The 20,559-nt window shown below is 49.7% G+C and carries 17 protein-coding genes and 1 pseudogene; 9 read left to right on the forward strand and 9 right to left on the reverse strand.

The annotated features are described in order from the left end of the window. Positions 1–305: 305 nt before the first annotated feature. From ATY38_RS08865 to ATY38_RS08875, 3 genes are all read left to right on the forward strand, one after another. Positions 306–797, forward strand: coding sequence for a hypothetical protein (locus tag ATY38_RS08865; protein ID WP_062558987.1), 492 nt, complete (start codon positions 306–308; stop codon positions 795–797). Between the two features lie 732 nt (positions 798–1,529). Further along, positions 1,530–3,416, forward strand: a complete 1,887-nt coding sequence (locus ATY38_RS08870) for an SLC13 family permease (RefSeq protein ID WP_062558988.1) — start codon at positions 1,530–1,532, stop codon at positions 3,414–3,416. Between the two features lie 36 nt (positions 3,417–3,452). Next, positions 3,453–5,798: an SLC13 family permease gene (locus ATY38_RS08875; RefSeq protein WP_062558989.1), complete on the forward strand. Its 2,346-nt coding sequence runs from the start codon at positions 3,453–3,455 to the stop codon at positions 5,796–5,798. Between the two features lie 587 nt (positions 5,799–6,385). Here the strand turns inward: ATY38_RS08875 and ATY38_RS08880 are convergent. From ATY38_RS08880 to ATY38_RS08900, 5 genes are read right to left on the reverse strand one after another with little or no spacing between them, the layout of a single operon-like run. Beyond that, positions 6,386–7,375 carry an arsenic resistance protein gene (locus ATY38_RS08880; RefSeq protein ID WP_062558990.1) on the reverse strand — a complete coding sequence of 330 codons (990 nt, stop codon included), beginning with the start codon at positions 7,373–7,375 and terminating at the stop codon, positions 6,386–6,388. Next, the gene (locus ATY38_RS08885; protein WP_062558991.1) at positions 7,375–8,613 is read right to left on the reverse strand and encodes an MFS transporter; all 1,239 of its coding nucleotides are present in this window, start codon (positions 8,611–8,613) and stop codon (positions 7,375–7,377) included. The genes ATY38_RS08880 and ATY38_RS08885 overlap by 1 nt, the downstream gene beginning before the upstream one ends. After that, the gene (locus tag ATY38_RS08890) at positions 8,613–8,930 is read right to left on the reverse strand and encodes a DUF190 domain-containing protein (protein WP_062558992.1); all 318 of its coding nucleotides are present in this window, start codon (positions 8,928–8,930) and stop codon (positions 8,613–8,615) included. The genes ATY38_RS08885 and ATY38_RS08890 overlap by 1 nt, the downstream gene beginning before the upstream one ends. Positions 8,931–8,946: 16 nt before the next feature. Beyond that, the gene (gene crcB, locus ATY38_RS08895) at positions 8,947–9,330 is read right to left on the reverse strand and encodes a fluoride efflux transporter CrcB (protein WP_062558993.1); all 384 of its coding nucleotides are present in this window, start codon (positions 9,328–9,330) and stop codon (positions 8,947–8,949) included. Positions 9,331–9,362: 32 nt separating this feature from the next. Next, positions 9,363–9,803 (reverse strand): helix-turn-helix domain-containing protein, encoded by a 441-nt coding sequence (locus tag ATY38_RS08900; RefSeq protein ID WP_062558994.1) that lies wholly within the window; start codon positions 9,801–9,803, stop codon positions 9,363–9,365. 138 nt (positions 9,804–9,941) lie between these two features. Between ATY38_RS08900 and tmpT the strand changes: the two genes are divergently transcribed. Together tmpT and ATY38_RS08910 are read left to right on the forward strand one after the other, a co-directional pair. Continuing rightward, positions 9,942–10,586, forward strand: coding sequence for a thiopurine S-methyltransferase (tmpT, locus tag ATY38_RS08905; RefSeq protein WP_062558995.1), 645 nt, complete (start codon positions 9,942–9,944; stop codon positions 10,584–10,586). A gap of 10 nt (positions 10,587–10,596) precedes the next feature. After that, positions 10,597–11,400, forward strand: coding sequence for a sulfite exporter TauE/SafE family protein (locus tag ATY38_RS08910; protein ID WP_062558996.1), 804 nt, complete (start codon positions 10,597–10,599; stop codon positions 11,398–11,400). Positions 11,401–11,480: 80 nt separating this feature from the next. On the opposite strand, the gene ATY38_RS08915 is transcribed toward ATY38_RS08910, so the two are convergent. The 3 genes from ATY38_RS08915 to ATY38_RS08925 form a co-directional block, all read right to left on the reverse strand. Further along, positions 11,481–12,011: a hypothetical protein gene (locus ATY38_RS08915; RefSeq protein WP_062558997.1), complete on the reverse strand. Its 531-nt coding sequence runs from the start codon at positions 12,009–12,011 to the stop codon at positions 11,481–11,483. 393 nt (positions 12,012–12,404) lie between these two features. Beyond that, positions 12,405–13,910 (reverse strand): YifB family Mg chelatase-like AAA ATPase, encoded by a 1,506-nt coding sequence (locus ATY38_RS08920; protein WP_062558998.1) that lies wholly within the window; start codon positions 13,908–13,910, stop codon positions 12,405–12,407. A gap of 79 nt (positions 13,911–13,989) precedes the next feature. After that, the gene (locus ATY38_RS08925; RefSeq protein ID WP_062558999.1) at positions 13,990–14,256 is read right to left on the reverse strand and encodes an accessory factor UbiK family protein; all 267 of its coding nucleotides are present in this window, start codon (positions 14,254–14,256) and stop codon (positions 13,990–13,992) included. Between the two features lie 216 nt (positions 14,257–14,472). Here ATY38_RS08925 and ATY38_RS08930 point away from each other — a divergent pair, with 216 nt between their 5' ends. The 4 genes and pseudogenes from ATY38_RS08930 (at position 14,473) to ATY38_RS08945 (ending at position 17,898) form a co-directional block, all read left to right on the forward strand. After that, positions 14,473–15,477 (forward strand): aminoglycoside phosphotransferase family protein, encoded by a 1,005-nt coding sequence (locus ATY38_RS08930; RefSeq protein ID WP_062559000.1) that lies wholly within the window; start codon positions 14,473–14,475, stop codon positions 15,475–15,477. Positions 15,478–15,553: 76 nt separating this feature from the next. After that, positions 15,554–16,197, forward strand: a pseudogene (gene murU / locus ATY38_RS08935) (N-acetylmuramate alpha-1-phosphate uridylyltransferase MurU); the annotation flags it as partial. Positions 16,198–16,228: 31 nt separating this feature from the next. Then, positions 16,229–17,536 carry a Xaa-Pro aminopeptidase gene (gene pepP / locus ATY38_RS08940; RefSeq protein WP_062559001.1) on the forward strand — a complete coding sequence of 436 codons (1,308 nt, stop codon included), beginning with the start codon at positions 16,229–16,231 and terminating at the stop codon, positions 17,534–17,536. Beyond that, the gene (locus ATY38_RS08945) at positions 17,533–17,898 is read left to right on the forward strand and encodes a hypothetical protein (protein WP_062559002.1); all 366 of its coding nucleotides are present in this window, start codon (positions 17,533–17,535) and stop codon (positions 17,896–17,898) included. The genes pepP and ATY38_RS08945 overlap by 4 nt, the downstream gene beginning before the upstream one ends. 89 nt (positions 17,899–17,987) lie before the next feature. On the opposite strand, the gene ATY38_RS08950 is transcribed toward ATY38_RS08945, so the two are convergent. After that, complete coding sequence (locus ATY38_RS08950) at positions 17,988–20,378, reverse strand: penicillin acylase family protein (RefSeq protein ID WP_062559003.1); 2,391 nt, start codon at positions 20,376–20,378, stop codon at positions 17,988–17,990. Between the last annotated feature and the right edge of the window lie 181 nt (positions 20,379–20,559).

The raw sequence follows: 20,559 nt of genomic DNA on the forward strand, positions 1-20,559 counted from the left end.
TTTGCTGATGGAACACGATGTGCAAAAATCAGCAATTGAAATGGTTATGCACGATGCAAAGTATCGTAAGTGAAGTCATTGATTTTCACATAACTTTCTAAAGGGCACCTCTAAAAATCCATATTTCGTCACAATACATTGTTGTTCACAAAAAATATTTCCTTACATATCAATTATATGCTGCGTCAACATTTTTTGTTCTCGCCTCGTCTTGTTTAAAACTCTGAATTCCACAGTTAATTCCAGTAAAATTGCCACAAATGTATTTCTGGTAAGGGTTTTCGACAGAATAGGAGGCTCACCCAATGGGTGAAATTAAATTTGAGAAAAAGACACTGGTCGAGGCGATCAATACTACTTTGCAGGAGAGGGAACAAACGGCGGCTGAACAAAGCGTAGCCACCTCTGGTGGCCGGTTTCATGTCCGCTGGGATGAAGGCGGAAGCGCCACAGCACTGGGGCAATTACCGTTTTTTGCTGAGTTTTTGGAAGTTTCTGGGTTATTCGCCCGCTGGGTGGATGGATGTCCAATGGATTACACTAGTCCCAACGCACCCAAGGTAGTTGATGTGCTTGGCACCTGGCTATTATCGATCTTGGATGGACAGCGACGCTATGCATATGTTGCCGGGCTGCGCGGCGATGAAGTTGCTCCCCGGATACTCGGCATGAACAAGATCATCAGTGACGAGAGTCTGCGTCGCGCACTGGCGCACTTGGCACCGGCCCCATGCAAGTATGGTACCGAACGTTTTTCGATCAAGCAACGGCGTTTCGGGAGGTGCATCGGGTGCTGAGGCGCAAAGGCCGCTACCTGTTCCGTGTCTGGGATTCGGAGCGGTACAATCCATTCGCCAGTTTGAGCATTGAGGTATTAAAGCAATTCTTTCCGTGAATGATTTCCGTCTTGATGTGATCGCAAACCGGACAAGTCAGCGTGCATTTAGGGATGACAGCATTCATGAAGGATTCCTACCACCACATAGAAAAATCGGTATCAGGTCCAGAATAGAGGATTTAAGGATAACGTTAGTTTCTTAGTTATGAGTTTGCAGGTTTCGAAGGTGGTACGTTGAGGCTGATAATTCCTCGGTCATCTGGTTTGTATTGTAAGAAACTTAATACTTATCCAGCTTAGGGTACCGAATTGCCTCCGTAACAGCAGATTTTCGCTAGCAGCGTCTAAAACACACTATTTATCAATTTCCTTAACGCTCAAGTGGCTGTTGGTTTTTCCTTGCCGGTTAAGTTGTAATTGATGCCCTTTATCAACGAGTTGGCGGATAACACTACTTTTCTCGCCAGAAGCACATATCAGTCACAAATTACGCTTGTTATAAGTGATTTCTTGAAGCAGAATCTTCTCCAGCTTGGCTCAGAATTTATTGCTGGGTCTCAGTGATGCATTGAACATCCTCTGTCGATGATGCAGGAGCTTCGATATTGATAATTTATTACTAAGTATTAGATAGTTATCTAGAATTGACAACTGGATCTTAGTCTAGGCCAGTTTTACTGAGAAAGATAATATGACTTACAATCAAACAGTAATCCTTATCATTCTGCTGGTCACAATGACTATGTTCTTGTGGGGGCGTTGGCGTCATGACATGGTTGCAGTGGGCTCGTTACTGGCTTGTGTGCTTACCGGATTGATTGCAACAGCGGATGCCTTTACTGGTTTCGGTCATCCCGCAGTGATAAGTGTGGCCTGTATTTTAATATTGAGCAGGGGATTACAAACATCCGGAGCAGTCAATGTATTAGTTCGTCATACTTTACCGAAGAATGCTGGTCCGACGCTAAATCTGGTAGCTTTAGTTGGGCTGGGCGCAGCGCTTTCCGGCTTCATGAACAATGTGGGTGCAATGGCTCTTTTGATGCCGGTGGCGATTCAGCTGGCTGAGCGTCTTGATCTGCCACCCGGACGAATATTGATGCCCTTGGCTTTTGGCACCATTTTGGGCGGGATGATGACTATGATCGGAACACCGCCGAACCTGATTGTATCCGGCTTTCGTGCTCAAAGCGGCGCAGGCAGCTTTGGTATGTTCGATTTTACGCCTGTCGGTTTAGCTGTAGCCTTAAGCGGAGTAATTTTTATCGCGATTGTCGGCTGGCGACTGGTACCGATGCGCAAGCAAACTGACATAGAAGGATTTGAGACCGGTGCTTACATCACCGAGGTGCGCGTAGCGGCGGATAGTAAAGCTGCCGGGATGACCTTGCGCAAACTTGAAACTGTACTCGATGAACATGGCGCGCAAGTGGTGGGTTTGGTGCGAAATGAAAAACATTTAACTGTGCCACGAATCAGATTCAAAATAGCAGCTGATGATATTCTGATTATTGAAGCTGAAGTTGAAACACTGGCGGATATTCTGTCCAGCCTCGGCCTAAGTCTGGAAGAGGCGGATACAGCTTTTACTCAATACAACGATAGTAAGAAGAATCGCAGTGAGACCAAGAACTCTCAGCGAAACAGTGATATCAAGGCGATTAGCGAAGACCCTGGCGCTGAGAAACCCAATGAAGCAGAAGAAGAATCTTCGCAGAGCGATGAAGTCATTTTGATGGAGTTTGTTGTTCGTCCGGAATCAACGATCTCAGGCCGATCAGCTGCGGATTTACGGTTACGTACCCGCTATGGACTCAATCTGCTCGCGGTATCTCGCGAAGGCTCACGCGCTAAGACCCGGTTGAGAACGCTCAAGATTCAGCCTGGTGACCTGCTGTTGCTTCAAGGTACGGCAGAAGTACTGGCTGAATTTGCAGCTGACTTCGGGTGTGTGCCATTGGCTAATCGTGAACTACACATCCCCGATAAACGCAAGGCACTGATTGCCGGTGGCATCATGGCTGCCGCAGTCAGTGGTGCGGCTTTTGGTTTGTTGCCGGCAGCTATTTCGTTCGCCCTCGGGGTACTGGCTTCGATGGTTTTGCATATCGTCCCGCCGCGAGCGGTCTATGAAGCCATCGATTGGCCGGTAATTGTGTTGCTCGGGTCACTCATTCCCGTAGCCGGGGTACTGGAATCTACCGGAATGGCAGATCTGGTGGCGCGTTTCTTGATTGATAATATTGTGCAGGGCCATGCCATTATGGGGCTTTTACTTATTCTGGTTGTTACAATGTTTTTGTCCGATCTAATGAATAATGCCGCAACTGCAGCCGTGATGTGCCCGATTGCGATTGGTACCGCGACTGCGCTAGGCGTGAACGCCGATTCCTTTCTGATGGCGGTGGCGATTGGTGCTTCCTGCGCATTCTTGACCCCGATTGGGCACCAGAATAATACTCTTATCCTGGGTCCGGGCGGTTTTCGTTTCGGCGATTACTGGCAGCTTGGGTTGCCGCTCGAAATACTAGTTATTATTGTCAGTATTCCTTTGCTGTTGATCTTTTGGCCACTCTGATTGATGGCAATAAACGAAACCGGAGACTGAGCGAAGATGACCTTTGAAATCATGTTGGTGCTTGGAATTCTTTTTTCCTGTTTTATCCTGTTTGTCACTGAATGGGTACGCATGGATGTGGTGGCGTTGATGGTGCTGTCAAGCTTGGCGATCTTTGGGTTGGTCTCACCCGCTGAGGCAATTAGCGGTTTTAGCAATCCGGCAGTGATCACGATATGGGCAATGTACATCATGAGCGAGGGACTTACTCGCGCTGGTATCGCCGATCGAATTGGTAACATGGTGATGCGAGTCAGTGGACGTAGCGAAATACGCATAATCACGATCTTCATGATCACAGCAGGCATATTGTCGGCTTTCATGAACAATATAGCGGTAGCGGCATTAATGCTGCCGGTGGTGATCGAAGTTGCTCGACGTTCCGCAATTGTCTCCTCTCGAGTGCTGATGCCGTTGGCCTACGCTACACTCCTCGGCGGACTCATCACGCTTATTGGCACTCCCCCGAACCTGTTAGTGAGCATCGCACTGCATGAGGCTGGGGAAACGGAATTTAATTTCTTCGATTTTGCTTTTATCGGGGTACCCATCCTGTTGATCGGTACCGCTTTTGTCGCGCTGATGGGACGCCACCTGCTGCCGATAACCGATACCACGCGCTTTCTGGAAAAGCAACGGAACTTGCATGCTGAGTATGGGTTGCAGGAACGTATTTTTGCGCTCCAGGTGCCCGCTGATGCTTTACTGAATGGCAAGACGATTGCCGAATCCGGGATGACCTGGGCTGCAGGTCTAGTAATTATCGCACTCACCCGCGCAGGGCGAACCGAAGTGTTACCCCGGGCAAACACCGTGTTGCAAGCGGGCGACATTCTGCTTACCCAGGGTCGTTTTGATCACTTCGAGCGATTACGCAGTTGGAGTACGCTCAAAATTGAGCGCGAGGCGCCAATCTTGCACGAGAGATTATTGATTGACAACAAGCTTGCCGAGTTGACGGTGGCCGAGCATGCTTCCATGATTGGTAAGTATCTGTATCATAGAGAATTTAGAGAGCATTTTGGAGTCAATATACTGGCAATTCGACGCGCAGGGCTAGTGCGCCGTACACGCTTGGCTGAAATGATAATTGCTAAGGATGATCGTTTGCTGGTACAGGGTACCCCGCAGGCGCTGGCGGTGTTACATGATGTGTCGGAGTTTTCTGCTGAAGCGCCGGTTACGCCTGATGAAATGCGGAAAAACTATCAGCTTGATGCACGCCTGTTCGTGTTGCGCGTACCGAACGATACGCCATTATCCAACTCCACATTAGCCGAGAATCAGCTAGGAGATGCATTTGATTTCCGTTTGCTCGGTATTTTTCGTGGTGGTGAAGTACTCGAATCACCGGTTTCTGAAGAGATTATTCAAGCAGGGGATCTATTGCTGATCCAGGGACGCGAAAGCGATCTGGATATGCTGCGTGGTTTGCAGCAACTGGAGCGGTTGGATGATGTGCCTCCTTATCTGGATGTATTCGAGCAAGGTGGGCTCGATCTTGTCGAGGCAACGCTACATCCACATAGCAAGTTTGTCGGTCGCCGCGTTGAAGATCTACGATTCGATGAGCATTATCAGGTGGAATTAGCCGCAATCTGGCGTACAGGAAAACCGCATCGGTCCAGTCTGCGCACCATGACTTTGCAATCGGGTGACGGGTTACTCTTTGTCGGACCCAAAGCACGTTTGGCCGGGCTTAACGAGATTGAGGATCTATTGATACTTAATCCGGTACAAGTCAAACCGATTAACACGCGCAAGGCGCCGCTTGCCGCCGCATTGATGCTGTTAGTGGTTGTTGCGGTTATTATGGAATTACTGCCCATTTCGATTGCAGCTATTGCCGGTGCAACGTTGATGGTATTGAGTGGTTGCCTTAACATGGAACAGGCCCACCGCGCAATTGAGTGGCGATCGATCTTTCTGATTGCCGGTATGTTGCCATTAGGCACTGCAATGCAACATACCGGAGCAGCCACCTGGCTGGCTCAAAGCATGCTGGATCTGCTGGGTCCAGGCGGGCCGTGGGTCGTTATCTCCGGGCTATATGTCATCACCACACTGGGCGCCTTGATCATGCCGACCGTGGCCCTTGTTCTTATCATGGCACCGATCGCTTTGACACTCAGTACAACGCTGGGTATATCAGCACAGGCGGTAATGATGGTGGTTGCCATTGCCGCAACCAGTCTCGCGAGCCCGGTGGCACATCCAGCCAATACCTTGGTAATGGGTCCGGGTGGGTATCGATTTATCGATTACCTGAAGCTTGGCATCCCGCTGACTTTAGTTGTGGCTCTGGTTACGGCTTTCCTGTTACCGATATTTTGGCCACTCTAGATTCATTAAGAAATTTATTCTGAGAGCCTGGCATGGTGCTGTTATTGAAACTAATAATTCATAATTCAACGTAAAGAATCGAATCCACAGCTTTAAATTGATTTATAAGAAATATGTTCAAATTATAACATCCAGTGTTAGCTCCGGAATGCAGAATCAAAGACTAAAAGACCAATATCAGGTTTTTTAATCTCTACCGGGTTTAATTCCTCGCCCCAGGGGGACATAAAATATTCGCATGAGCGAATATGGATATAAGCGATATATCGTAACAACATTGCTTTAACACCCCGTATTTCCAGAGAAATATCTTCGTGCTGTTATTCGAGGAGACTGTAGATAAGAGGCTGAGAAATGTGTGTCTTGAGGTGGGGAAGCGCTACCCGTTGAAATTTTTGGAGATTGGAATAGAGGAGAGTCATGGTCATTGGTTCGTGTCAGTTCCAAAATAGGGTGATGTGTTCGAGCATTGTGGTACTTCATGCAGTCATAGAGCCATTAGCACAGGTATCCGTGGGCATGATTACCGTCTGGATGTGATCGCATAACGTACAAGTCAGCGCTGGACTCAGGAGTGATAACATTCATTAGGAATTTCTTTTGGTAATGGCGATGGATGTCTCATTAAACAAGCGCTTCGGTAACCACCACAGATAGAACACCATTCCAAAAAGTTCAACCAGTGACTGGAATACGATGATCACCGTGGCCGTCTCCCAGCCTGCCGGCAGCGCTAACGCGAACGGCAGCACGACAAAGGAGTTGCGCGTGCCAAAACTGAAAGCCAATGTGCGCCCGGAATCCATCGGCAGCCGCAGCACCCGGGTAAGCAGACGCGCAATCAGCGCTGCCGCCAGTAAAAAGCCTGCAAAAACAGGCAGCACCGTCAGCAATACCGGCCCGGCGTTAAGTACCGCGCCAACCTGCGCACCGGCGATCAGAAACACCACTACCGCCAGCAAAGGCACGGGCCACCAGCCAAGGCGATCGCGCCAGATTGCACGTCCGGGTTTTGTTTCAATCCACTGTTCGGTAAATACCGCGGCCAGCAGAGGTAAACCGACCAGGGTGAACGCGGCGGGCAGCATATCTTCGGTGCGCAACGCGGCACTGAAATCGGCAGCGGGCAACATCAGCCACAGATAAACCGGCAGCAGCAGCAACTGCGCGAGCAGATTCAGCGGCGTAACGGCAACCGCCCGCGCCGTGTTGCCGCGCCCGAGTTGCACGAAGGTGATAAACCAGTCGGTACAGGGAACCAGCAACACCAGCAGTACGCCAAGATGCAAAACCGGATCATCGGGCAGCCATTGTAGAATGAGCCATACCGCCAGGGGAATCAACACAAAGTTTCCAATCATCGCGGCAACCACGAAGCGCCCGTCACGGAAGGCATCGCGGACATGCAACAGCGGCACCTGCACGAAAGTGACGTAGAGCAGCACGGCCAGTACCGGCCACAGCAACGTTTCAAGATACGGCCCGATATCGGGCCGGGCATCACCCAGCGCCAACCCGCCAGCGATTGCGGCGAGATAGATCCAGACTTGCTGCCGTTCAAGTGTCAGGCGATCCATCAGTCGCGCACCCGCGAGATCAGTAGTGTACCGATCAGCATGAATCCGGCCGCCAGGGTAAAGGCAAATTCCGGAGAAACCGCCGTCCAGACCACGCCGACGGTTGTGCTCGACACAAACTTCGCCGTTCCATTGACGGTACCGAGCGCGCCGATGCTCATCGTCATCGTTTCCGCCCGCACCATGTCCGCAGTTACAGTGGATTCCAGCGCTTCCTGCACGGCAACGTACAAACCGGCGAGGAAGAAAATGCCGGCCAGTACCGCGACGCTGTCAACCGTGAACCAGAACGCCAGCGCAGCCGACACCGCCGTGGCGACACCCAGAAAATAGCCGGCGACAAGGATGGGCAAATGGCCGACATGATCAGCCAGCCATCCCACCGGCCAGGAAACGGTAACCTGCACGACGTTGCGCCATACATACAGCAATCCCGCCACCTGCGCCGCTTGCACCACACCCATCGACGGGGTGAGCAGTGTAGTGGCCGCCAAGATCAACAACGCATGGGAAAAATCGCCGATGCCGAAGACACCCACCGCGCCCAGATAGCGCTTGAAACGTACCGGCAATCCGCGCAGCGTGCTGAAAAACTTCAGCGCCGGATTCGGCGAATGCTGCGGATCCTTGACCAGCCACAGAAACGCCAGCACCGCCAGCACGCCGGGAATAACCGACAGCCACAATACGAAGCGGAACGGCCCGGCAGCATCCTCCCAGTGCCAATCTTGTGCCAATCCCAGCAATGCCACGCCCAGCAGAGGGCCGAGCACCGCGCCCACCGAGTCTGCCGCGCGATGAAAGCCGAAGGCGCGTCCGCGCGTAGCCGGGCTTACCGCCTGAATCACAATGGCGTCGCGCAACGGTCCGCGCAAGCCCTTGCCGAACCACGACACCATGCGCCCAAGCAGGATGAGCAACCACCCTGAGGATAGCGCAATCAATATCTGACCAACAGGCGTCAATCCGTAACCGATCAGCACCAGCAGCTTGCGGTGCCCGAGTTTGTCGGCGATGTAGCCCGAAACCATTTTGGTAAAACTCGCCACCGCATCGGCAATGCCTTCGATAAGACCCAGCATCGCCGCCGGAATGCCGAGTACCGCGAGAAAACCCGGTAAAATAACCGTGGTTGTCTCGTAGCAGAAATCGCCCAACGCGCTGGTAATGCCCGCACCCGCGACCGTGCGGTTAAACCAGCCTTTCGCATCGGCTACTTGAATATCATTTTCCGGCATCAGGTTTCTCCGGTCATGCCGAACTCGATCGGCGTTTTGACGTAAAAAACCTTCACGCCTTCCTGTTCCAGATGTTCGAACATGCGTTCCGCTTGCTGCTCGCTGACAGCCATCGTCACTTCGACCGGCTGATCGGTCAGCTCGAAGAAATGCGCGGCATGCAGTTTGCGGTCATGACCGAAGCCTTCGGCAGCGACAATCAGCGTTGCTCCGCCGATACCCAGATTCATGGCCGATTGCAGCAGCCATTCCCCGAGTGGGAAGTGATCGTGTTTGCGGTCTTGTTGGGTGAAGAAAGTCAATTGATAGCCTTTCATGGCATTCTCCTTGGAATCAGATGGTTTTGAACGCAGAAACGGTCGCCAGGCCCAGCATCGTCATTACCAGAGAGCCTATCACATGCGCGCTGATCGCGCCCAAGGCCCATAGCATGCGCCCTTCCTGGATCAGTACTGTGACTTCGGCGGAGAACGTCGAAAATGTGGTCAGTCCACCTAAGAATCCGGTAATGACAAACAAGCGCCACTCAGGCGTTAAACCGGGATGATGGGCAAAGATTGCAAGCGCTACACCGATCAGGTAACCGCCAATCAGGTTTGCCACCAATGTGCCTAGTGGAATCGATGGAAACAGCGCGTTGAGCGACAACCCCAGCAGCCAGCGCAGTACGGCCCCGAGAGACGCTCCCAAGCAAATGGCTAAGAGGGAATTGAAAATAAATTTATCCTTGTTAATTAAATTGGCCTGTCTTACGTTTTTTGCTTTTCTCGCTTCAGCTTGTTTTCCTTTAACTTATTAGGCTGTCTAAACCGGTTTTTACCGGCAATCCGGAGAAGTCGGAGAAATTTCGGGCATTCGAAATGACTGGGCGCTTTGCAGACCGCAGCGTGACGAAGCCCATCCCGCATAGCAGTCAGCATTTCAATTGTTCTATCCAATTCATTCGCCTTGGCTAAAAGCAATGCGCGATTAATGTCAGGTCCTTCGGGCGTAAACATTTCCGCGATCTCATCGAGCGAGAAACCGGCGCTACGCCCCAATGATATTAAAGCCAGCCGCTCAATCACATGGGCGCTGAATAAACGCCGCAAACCATTCCGGCCGCATGATTGAATCAATCCTTTTTCTTCATAATATCTGATTGTTGAAGCTGGCAGTCCGGATACTTTTGCGACTTCAGTGATATCCACTATTTGACCTATTGTAATTAATACTTGACTTCAAGCCGACTTGAACTTTTATCCTAGCTCAGTACACAACTTAGTACAACACTTAAGTCATTAAGCCGATGGCTTGTGATTAGTCTTTTAAAAATTTAAGGAGCTGCTATGGAAGCAAGTTTTTGGCATCAGAAATGGGAACGAGGTGAGGTAGGTTTTCATGAAAACGAGATAAATCCTTTTTTAATAAAGCATTTTAAAGCATTAAGTCCGCCAAAGGGCGGCCGGATATTCCTGCCGCTGTGTGGCAAGACGCGCGATATTGGATGGTTCCTTGCCAATGGATACCGTGTTGCCGGCGCAGAGCTAAGCAAACTGGCCATAAACGAGCTGTTTACAGAACTTGGCATAACACCGGAAATCTCCACCGATGGAAAATTGACTCGCTACCGCGCTGAAAATCTGAACATTTTAGCGGGCAATTTTTTCGATATATCCGCAGAGTCTCTTGGACCCATCAGCGCGATATACGATCGAGCAGCTTTGGTTGCCCTGCCTGCAAGCATGCGCAAGCAATATTCCTCGCACCTGATGCATATAACCGACGCAGCACCGCAATTGCTGATCACTTATGAATACAACCAATCACAGATGGGCGGTCCGCCATTTTCGGTTAATGAGGACGAAGTCAAACAGCTTTACGCGGTTGCGTATCGATTGGAATCTGCTGAAAGCAAAATCATTGCAGGCGGATTGAAGGGGAAAGTGCCGTCGACAGAGACCGCCTGGCTACTTCATAAAATCAAGCAATAGGCTAATTTATATGCCGGACATCGAATGGATCGTGTTGTACATGGCGCTGGGAGCCATTGCCGGTTTTATGGCCGGATTGTTGGGTCTTGGCGGCGGCGGGATACTGGTTCCTTTGCTGGCATCTATTTTTACCATGCAAGGCATGAGTGCAGATAACGTTGTGCATTTGGCGTTAGGAACGTCATTGGCTTGCATGATCATTTCTTCAACGGCAAGCATCCGCGCACATGCTTTTCGAGGAGCGATAATGTGGCGGGTCGCCAGCGGCATGGCGCCCGGAATCGTCATCGGTGCGTTTCTGGCTGCTCACGCCGCAACAAATCTTAATTCAACCTTCATTGCCGTATTTTTTACGCTGTTCATGGCACTGATAACCTTGCAAATGCTTGTTGATTGGCAACCGAAACCAAGCAAACAACCCGTAACGCTTCGCAGATTACTTGCGGCCGGGGTTGGGATCGGATCCGTATCGGCACTGACCGCAGTGGGCGGCGGTTTTCTCGCCATTGCCTATCTGAGCTATAAGAATTCGGACATAAAAACAGCGATTGGCACGTCAGCCGCCATCGGATTTCCCATCGCCATCGCCGGAACTGCCGGTTATATGATAAGCGGCTGGTCTATCACATTAAGCAATCCCTATACCTTGGGGTTCATTTATATGCCGGCATTCTTGGTGATATCGATAGCCAGTGCCATTGCGGCGCACTATGGCGCTCGTTGTTCGCATCGTTTGCCTGAAGTTTTCTTGAAAAAAACACTGGCCGTTATTTCACTGCTTCTGAGTATAAAAATGCTGGCCTCGTTTGTTTAATTCTAACCCGAAACATAGGTTGTGAGATCTTCGATCAGCACCGCGCAAATTAACTTTCGAAATTGACTCATCTTTGTCAATTACTGATGGAGATGGCCGGAATCATGGTGATGGTGATGATCTGGCGCGGCGTGACGGGCATGATCACTTAACTGCGCATCAAACCACCGGTGAATGGCGAGTTTGAGTTTCTCGATAGACGTGGAGTAAGTAATTTCCGCGCCATCCGATAATTCCTTATATTCGATTTTTACTTGGCCGGGTTTGGCCGCTTTCAATTCCGCCAGCCCAGGCATCGACGTACCGTGAATCTTTTCCGGATTAGAGTAATTACCCAGTTTGAATTCCTGGGTAATTTGAGATAAATGTAACCGTATCAGGCTAAGTTGTTCGGTATCGGATTGATCCTTTGCAATTACCTGCTGAATGCCGCCGGTATCCGTTTTGGAAAAAATATGGGTGGTTTTCTCCAGATCAAACGGCATCACATGCGAGCCACGCTCGGTGACTGCATCTAAACGTTTCTCATCAACTGTTTCTGTCGCATGAACATGTAAAGCCAATAACAAAAATGAACTCACTAAGAAAACCATAATCATTATTCTATTCATTTTTCCTCCGTAACTCAGCTCATGAAATAGTTGATGTTCAAGTTTTCAATTGAAACTGCTCAATTTTATTATGTCACGCTTCATTTTTGAGATTATCCAATTTCTCCCGAAATTCATCCTTTGATATTGAATATATAAAACATGGGCAATGATATTCAAATCGCCTTAGACTCTCGGTAGAAGCTCAGCGGTATTTCGGTTTAGCTGTGGGGTTCTCGGGCAGAGTTCCAAAGCAGTTATCAGGTAAGCAGCGACCAATCAAGTATCAGGATTAAAATAAAGAATTAAAGACCAGTATCAGGTTTTTTACATGTCCATAAAAGATCAACGCATTATAAAATGCCGCATGGAGATTTGTTAATTCTCCTGAGCCTGAATAAGAGGTTAAAAAACCTACTGTTTGTCTAGTCTGCGATACTGAATCGCTTCTGCAACATGCTGATGATTGATTTTCTCGATACCCGCTAAATCCGCAATGGTTCGCGCTACCTTGAGAATACGATGATACGCGCGTGCGGAAAGATTCAAGCGGTTGATGGCTTGTTTCAGTAGATTTTCACTGGCAGCATCCAAAACACAATATTTATCGATTTCCTTAACGCTCAAACGGCTGTTGGTTTTGCCTTGCCGATTCAGTTGTAATTGATGCGCTTTCTCAACGTGTTGACGGATAGCACTACTTTTTTCTCCGGAAGCTTGTTGTTTCATCAATTCCTGTTGCGGCACTGCCGGAACTTCGATCTGCATGTCGATACGATCGAGTAACGGGCCGGAGATTCGGCCACGATAACGGGAAACCTGATCAGGGGTGCAATGACATTTGCCGTTGGAGTGTCCCAAATAGCCGCACGGGCAGGGGTTCATCGCGGCAATCAATTGAAATTGCGCTGGAAATTCCGCTTGGCGGGCTGCACGGGAAATGGTGATTTTTCCGGATTCGAGCGGTTCGCGCAGCACTTCGAGGACCTTGCGGTTGAATTCGGCCAGTTCGTCGAGAAACAGCACGCCGTGCATGGCGAGTGAAATTTCGCCGGGGCGTGGGTGGCTGCCGCCGCCGACTAGCGCGACTCCGGATGCCGTATGATGCGGTGAGCGGAACGGTCGCTTTTTCCAATTCTGGATATTGAAGCTGCCATAACTGAGTGACTGAATGGCTGCGGATTCGAGTGCTTCCGCTTCGGTCATGGGCGGCAGGATGCCCGGAAAGCGTGCTGCCAGCATGGATTTTCCGGTACCCGGCGGGCCGATCATTAACAGGCTGTGCCCGCCGGTCGCGGCTATGGCCAGTGCACGCTTGGCATGCGTTTGCCCTTTGACTTCATCGAGATCCGGATAAACTGAGTCTTCATTTTCACTTTCGGCGATAGCGGAAAAACGGGGTAAAGTTTCCTGTCCGGTTAAATGCGCGCAGATTTGTAATAATGATTTTGCCGCGTAGATCGTGGCTTTCTTGACCAGCGCGGCTTCAGCGGCATTTTGTTGCGGTAGCACAAAACTGCGGCCGGATTGCGACGCGTTGTAGGTCATTGCCAGGGCCCCATGAATCGGACGCAATTCTCCGGTTAAAGCCAGTTCACCTGCCCATTCATATTGATCCAGCTTATCTTTTGGAATTTGCCCGGTTGCCGCCAGTATCCCTAATGCAATGGGTAAATCGAATCGTCCGCTCTCTTTGGGTAGGTCGGCAGGAGCTAGGTTGATGGTGATACGCTGCGCGGGGATTTTGAATTGCGCGTTCTGCAGCGCGGCCCTGACACGATCTTTACTTTCTTTAACCTCGGTATCGGGAAGACCGACGATAGTAAAGCTGGGCAAGCCGTTGGCGATGTGTGTTTCCACTGTCACCAACGGTGCTTGAATACCTGAAAGCGCACGGCTATAGAGTACGGCAAGTGCCATCTGAGCAATCGCAGGTTTAAAGGTTTAAGTTACACGGATGCGAATTGTAATTTACTCAAACATCCCAAGAAATATAAGTTTATTTATCCGCTTCTGTGGGTATTTCGTTAGCATTCAGCCGCGCTTCAAGGTCGGCAACCTGGGCTTCAAGAATCATCAGTTTCTCACGGGTGCGCTGTAAAACTTCCTGCTGCACATCGAATTCATCACGCGTGACTAATTCAAGCCTGGAGAATGCACCCGATAATAAAACCCGGATATTTTTCTCGATGTCTTTGGCCGGGCTGTTTTGCATGATCTCGCTGACTTTGGCATTGATTTCATCAATTACATTTTTATTAAGCATCGTTGTTCTCCTTGTTGATTGATTTACCAGTTGATCGGCTGGTTAGTGGACGACGTGATAAAATCTCACGCTGCGAGATTTCTTGCAATATCGAATTATCCACTGTTATTGAGAAGGGTTCCAGTTTTACTCTGCAAAGTGAATTTGTCACGCTTTTCCAAAGCAATTATTTTGGGTATTTAGATCCCGGGAACGATAAATTATTCGGATATAGGAATGGAACGTATACAACAGCTTGAGAATTGGATAAGGGTACAATTTCCCGGAAAATTATTCACGCTGGAGCCTGCTTCTGCGGATGCCAGCTTCCGGCGTTATTTCCGGGTTGGTTTCGATAATCAGACACTGATTGTGATGGATGCGCCGCCTCAATATGAAAATTGCGCGCCCTTCTTGCACGTGGCAAAAATTCTGGCGGCGACCGGCGTGCATGTGCCCAAAATTCTGGGGCAGGATCCGGAGCGCGGCTTTTTGTTGCTATCCGACCTGGGTCACACGACTTTCTTGCGCGCGCTCGAACAAACGCCTGACCTGGCCAATCAATTTTATCGCGATGCCACCGATGCGCTGGTGCAGATGCAAATGTCGCAACGGATCGAAGGCTTGCCACTTTATGGTCAAACGTTATTGCAACAGGAGCTTGATTTGTTTCCTGATTGGTACGTTGCGAAGCATTTGCAACTGGAGCTCTCAGAAAAACAGCAAACGGTTTTACGCAATGCTTTTGGGCATATCCTGCAAAATAATCTGGCACAAGCCAAGGTGCTGGTGCATCGGGATTATCATTCACGCAATCTGATGGTGTCCACGCCGAATCCGGGCATTCTTGATTTTCAGGATGCGGTATATGGGCCGATTACGTATGACCTGGTGTCCTTATTCAAAGATGCTTATATTCGTTGGGATGAGGACCGGATTCTGGATTGGGCCATTCGCTATTGGGAAAAAGCACGCCAGGCCGGATTACCGGTGGCTTCGGATTTTTCGGATTTTTACCGGGATTTTGAATGGATGGGCGTGCAGCGTCACTTAAAAGTATTGGGGATTTTTGCCCGCCTTAATTATCGTGATGGCAAAGCGGCGTATCTGAACGATATGCCGCTGGTGATGGATTATCTGCGCGCAGCGTGTGAGCGTTACCGGGAGCTTCGTGCGTTGCTCAGCTTGCTGGATGAATTGCACCCTGCTAAATCAGGTCAGAAGATTGGTTACACGTTTTAGAAATACTCCTTATAGGGCGATGATCCTCGCGGCGGGGCGTGGTGAGCGCATGCGCCCGCTGACTGACGATTTACCCAAGCCTTTATTAAAGGTTGGGGAATAACATTGATTGAATATCAGCTAAAAAATCTGGCGCGTGCTGGTTTTGTCGATATTGTCATTAACCATGCGTACCTGGGGGCAATGATCGAGAATGCTTTGGGCACGGGTGAGCGCTATGGTGTTAATATTCATTATTCGCCGGAACGAGCGGTGCTGGAAACAGCGGGCGGAATAGCCAATGCTATGCCGCTGTTGACAGATCAGTCCGGCAATCGACCGTTCCTGGCGGTCAATGCGGATATATATTGTGAAATGGAGTATGTATCGCTGTTGCCGGTTATGAACGCAATGCAAGCGGAAAGGATACAGTCGGCGCATCTGGTATTGGTTGATAATCCGCCGCACCACGCCACAGGAGATTTCGCGTTGCAACAGAATAAGATCTCGCTGGCAGGTAACAATCGATTAACGTTTAGTGGCATCGGTATTTATCACCCGCAACTATTCAGCGCAATAGAACCAGGTTTGGCGATAAAACTGGCTCCGCTATTGCGACAAGCGATAGAAGAAAACAAAGTGAGCGGTGAATATTTTTCCGGACAATGGATCGATGTGGGAACACCGCTACGATTGGAAGCGTTGGATGCGCAACTTAAATCGCAATTGGGGATCAAGTAATCAGTGAATGTAATAACTTGAAGCTGCAACTATGACATATATTCAACCTTTTATTGCCCGCCGCAAGCTTCTGGCAGCTCAGATGCAAGCGGGTGTGGCGATTATTCCAACCGCTCCGGAACGGTTGCGCAATCGTGATGCGCATTATCCGTACCGGTTTGATAGCTATTTTTATTACTTGACGGGTTTTCGTGAACCGGAAGCAGTGTTGCTGATTGTTACTGCCACTGATCATGCACCGGCCAAGCATATTTTGTTTTGCCGCGAAAAAGATGCTGATCGTGAAATTTGGGATGGTTTTCGCTATGGGCCTGAGGCAGCCAGGGAGGTTTTCGGTTTTGATGAAGCGTATCCGATAACCCGACTGGAAGAATTGCTGCCCAGGTTACTTGCGGATCAGCCGGCAGTTTTTACTGCTTTGGGCTTGGATCAGAACTGGGATCAGCGTGTTGTTGGCTGGCTAAATCGGGTGCGTGAATTGGCGCGTACGGGCGTTGTAGCGCCGAACGAGATTCGTGACTATCGCGCAATACTGGATGAAATGCGCCTGATTAAAGGTACGGACGAATTGCAAATCATGCAGCGTGCAGCGGATATCTCGGCGCAGGCACATCAACGTGCAATGCAGACCACCATTCCGGGAATGCGTGAGAACGAGATTGAAGCCGAATTGCTTTATACCTTCCGTCGGCATGGCGCGCAGGCACCGGCTTATACTTCGATTGTTGCCGGAGGCGCTAATGCATGCGTGTTGCATTATGTGCAGAATAATGCCGAACTCAGATCGGGCGATTTATTGTTGATTGACGCAGGTTGCGAGCTGGATGGTTATGCTGCGGATATTACGCGGACATTCCCGATCAATGGAAAATTCACTGCTGCCCAAAGAGATGTGTATCAACTTGTGCTGGCTGCACAGACGGCGGCTATATTACAGGTGAGACCGGGAAATTGCTGGAATGACCCGCACCAAACCGCGTTGTGTGTATTGGCACAAGGTTTTATCGATTTGGGATTATGTCGGGGTAGCATGGAGGCTGTACTGGAGTCCGGTGACTATAAACGCTTTTATATGCATAAGACCGGGCATTGGCTGGGTATGGATGTGCATGATGTCGGAGAGTACAAGCAAAAAGGTGAATGGCGTTTATTGCAGCCCGGCATGGTGCTGACAGTCGAGCCGGGTTGTTATATTCGTCCGGCGGATAATGTTCCGGAGCATTTCTGGAATATTGGCATTCGCATTGAGGATGACGTGGTGGTTACGCAAACAGACCATGAACTTTTAACCGTGGCAGCGCCCAAAACAATTGCTGCAATCGAGGAGTTGATGCAATGAATGATGAAGAGAAAAAAATTATTATCAGCCGGATTTCTGAATATCGTCAGAATGAATCGGGAGAATTTCAGCGTACGCCCGTTTCGCCTTTAAATCGCTGGCTTACTTATGCAATGCTGATACCCGTAGTTGTGGTTATGGTGTTCGCCGGTATTTTCTTTTTTGCCGCCTTTCTTGCTTTAGTTGCTTTAGCGGTCGTGGTCGTCGGCATACGCTTCTGGTGGCTGCGCCACAAATATGAAAAGGCCATGCAGCAATCCAATAATATAAACCGGCAGTCTGCAACGGATCAAACCGAATTCATCGAAGACGCACAAATTATTGAAGAGACCGAAATACACCGGGATGGACAGAGAAAATAATCTGTTGAATAGCGGATAGTCTGGTCTATTGCTGTGTAGTGCGAGCAATTTAATTAATTAGTCAAGATAACCGCTTTACTGAAATTCATTCATTTAGATTGGGCTGCAATGAGTTTCAGTTGCTTTTCCGCGACACCCGGAAGAAAATGCGTGAGATTCCCATTGACCCAGTTGGCATGTCCGCGACCGTAGTATGGCGAGAGCGGGTGGCCACTTTGACCTCCCGGCATATCAAAATAGCCATGCTCTTCCTGGCTGGGTGCCACTACGGAGCGTTGCGAGGCGCCGAAATTGGTGGATTGCACACGTGGCATGTTGTGGTCACCGGGTAGCGGGTCACCCGGCATATCGAGCCATCGTGCAACCCAGAGTGGAAGTTTCTGACTGAGCGGATGCCGGATATGCGCTGTATTGACTTCTCCCCAGTTTGTTTCTGTAATGCCGCCATCTTGTTGCATTTGTTCTGCGCTTTGTTGCGCACATAGATAGAGCAATTCTTCCCAATTTTTATACAGTGCCGGCAGAAGGTGTAGAGGTTGCTGTTCGATCAACTGCCACACGATTACTTCCGCCTGGCTCAGTCGGGGTAGTATAAAAGCTGCATCGTACTGTCGCACTTGGGCGGTAAGACCGTTCAGTACAATTTTTGTTACTTCATGGCGATACGTGCGCACAACCCGGTAAGCGGTCGAGTTCGTGGAAGCTTGCCCATCCCAATCATTTAATGCGCTCTTCATGGCTGCAACCCACGGTAACTTGCTGTCCGCCGATTCCAGTACAGTGCTCAGTAATTGATACCATCGTGTTAACAAGAGCGCACGCTGATCCAACTGGATGGCTTGCAGGTCTGCTACCGAAAATCGGTCACGCGCAAATAAGCTGTCGCGAATTTGCGTAGCTCTTGCACCCAAGTCATAGCCACCGTTACCCAGGAGATCCAGCAGATTACCTGAAACAGGTCGTGAATTCGCTGACCATAGTCGCTGCGTGGGAGGGTTATTGATGAGAGGATAGCGCCCAGGTTCCAGCCATCCGCTCCAGCCGGTTGCCGCAGTAGTCCAATCAGCCGGTATGTGAGGATCATAAGCGCCGGACCGGATGGGGATGCGGCCTGCCAGCGTCCAACTGATATTGCCATGACGATCACCGACAATAAAGTTTTGTACCGGAATGCCAAACGTGGGCGCAATTTCTGCGGCCTGTTGCGCCGATCTGACCTGCTCCAGGTCGATCAATTTAAGATTAATGGCTTCCGGGTGCAATGCCGTCCAAGCTAACGCCAATGGGGTTTTATCATGATGTTGCGCCAGAATAGGGCCCCATTCGGTTTCTGAGATTTGCAGAATTTCATCTGCGGCATTACGGATACGGATGGTTTCATGGTGAATCTGGAGCGGTTGCCATCCGGTAGAACCAAGATAGCGTGTTTGATCGTCAGCATCAGTTTTTATTCGTACCCAGTCGGAAAAATCGCCGTGACTATTGGTGAAGCTCCAAGCGATGTGCCGATTTGATCCGATCACAACTGAGGGCACCCCTGGTAAGCTGATGCCGGTAATGTCGTGAAACTGATCCGTAGATGTTGCATCAGGATAGATAAGGCGGGTTCTGAACCAAAGGTTAGGTACACGCAACGTCAAATGCATGTCATTAGCGACGATGGCAGGCCCGTTGGTTAGGCCGCCGGCAACAGCAAAGCTGTTGCTGCCTGGTGAGTGTTCGGTGGCTAGTGTATTATCATTGAATAGCTTTTTATTCAATGTTTGCAGGTTGATGTGTTCCTCTGACGGAAGTTCCGGCAATGCGATGGGCTCATCAATCAACGGCGCATCCCAATTGCCTGCCGGAGCGTTGAGAAATCGATAAACCGTCTCGGGTAGCGCCGCGTGTAGGCTGGATAGTGCCAGTTCACGATAAATATTGGATTCATTCAGAGTAAAAAACATTGCAGCAATCACTAAGATGCTGTCTTCATTGCGCCACTCCACAGGTTGAGTTTGTGTCAGTAGGTATGGAAAAGGACGTACTGTCAACGCTGTAATGCCCTGATTTATGCCATCCCGGTAGGCATCGAGCAAATGTAGTTGAGTCTCGGGCAATTGTTGTAAAACTGCGGCAGCGCGGGCACGCATCCGAAATGCACGAGCTTTGCGATCATGCGCGAGCGATGCGGTACCAAATAATTCGGATAATTCACCTGCAGCCTGCCGGCGCATCAAATCCATTTCAAAGAAGCGCTCCTGTGCATGTACATAGCCCATCGCCAGCGTCAGATCCAATCGATTTTCGCCTTTGAAGGTTACGCTGCCGAGTGTATCCCGGTCGATGAGTACAGGTGCGGATAATCCAAAAAGCGGTGCTTCGCCATCATACTGCGGCAAACTTGCGCGCAGCAGCGAGCCGCTGATAAGAATCAATAACCCTGCGATAAGCAGCCCTGTTGTAAAAATGTATAGAGCAAGGCGTAAAGTAAACTGCATCGAATCATCACAAAAATAAACGGGTGAATCATATCTCAATCCACTTCAGATCTGCCATAAAGTTGGCTGAGAAACTATCTGCCGCATTGGTAATAGGAACGATATATGACGACTATTCATGTTTTAGCAATAAAGGGGATGATTCCTTCCTTATTCCCAATATTGGATTCAGATAATACCA

Origin of the sequence: Nitrosomonas ureae (assembly GCF_001455205.1) — a bacterium.
Classification (GTDB): Bacteria; Pseudomonadota; Gammaproteobacteria; order Burkholderiales; family Nitrosomonadaceae; genus Nitrosomonas; species Nitrosomonas ureae.

Coding starts and splice junctions, on each gene's coding strand:
- ATY38_RS08865 (WP_062558987.1), top strand. CDS start 306: ATGGGTGAAATTAAATTTGAGAAAAAGACACTGGTCGAGGCGATCAAT.
- ATY38_RS08870 (WP_062558988.1), top strand. CDS start 1,530: ATGACTTACAATCAAACAGTAATCCTTATCATTCTGCTGGTCACAATG.
- ATY38_RS08875 (WP_062558989.1), top strand. CDS start 3,453: ATGACCTTTGAAATCATGTTGGTGCTTGGAATTCTTTTTTCCTGTTTT.
- ATY38_RS08880 (WP_062558990.1), bottom strand. CDS start 7,375: ATGGATCGCCTGACACTTGAACGGCAGCAAGTCTGGATCTATCTCGCC.
- ATY38_RS08885 (WP_062558991.1), bottom strand. CDS start 8,613: ATGCCGGAAAATGATATTCAAGTAGCCGATGCGAAAGGCTGGTTTAAC.
- ATY38_RS08890 (WP_062558992.1), bottom strand. CDS start 8,930: ATGAAAGGCTATCAATTGACTTTCTTCACCCAACAAGACCGCAAACAC.
- tmpT (WP_062558995.1), top strand. CDS start 9,942: ATGGAAGCAAGTTTTTGGCATCAGAAATGGGAACGAGGTGAGGTAGGT.
- ATY38_RS08910 (WP_062558996.1), top strand. CDS start 10,597: ATGCCGGACATCGAATGGATCGTGTTGTACATGGCGCTGGGAGCCATT.
- ATY38_RS08915 (WP_062558997.1), bottom strand. CDS start 12,011: ATGAATAGAATAATGATTATGGTTTTCTTAGTGAGTTCATTTTTGTTA.
- ATY38_RS08920 (WP_062558998.1), bottom strand. CDS start 13,910: ATGGCACTTGCCGTACTCTATAGCCGTGCGCTTTCAGGTATTCAAGCA.
- ATY38_RS08925 (WP_062558999.1), bottom strand. CDS start 14,256: ATGCTTAATAAAAATGTAATTGATGAAATCAATGCCAAAGTCAGCGAG.
- ATY38_RS08930 (WP_062559000.1), top strand. CDS start 14,473: ATGGAACGTATACAACAGCTTGAGAATTGGATAAGGGTACAATTTCCC.
- pepP (WP_062559001.1), top strand. CDS start 16,229: ATGACATATATTCAACCTTTTATTGCCCGCCGCAAGCTTCTGGCAGCT.
- ATY38_RS08945 (WP_062559002.1), top strand. CDS start 17,533: ATGAATGATGAAGAGAAAAAAATTATTATCAGCCGGATTTCTGAATAT.
- ATY38_RS08950 (WP_062559003.1), bottom strand. CDS start 20,378: ATGCAGTTTACTTTACGCCTTGCTCTATACATTTTTACAACAGGGCTG.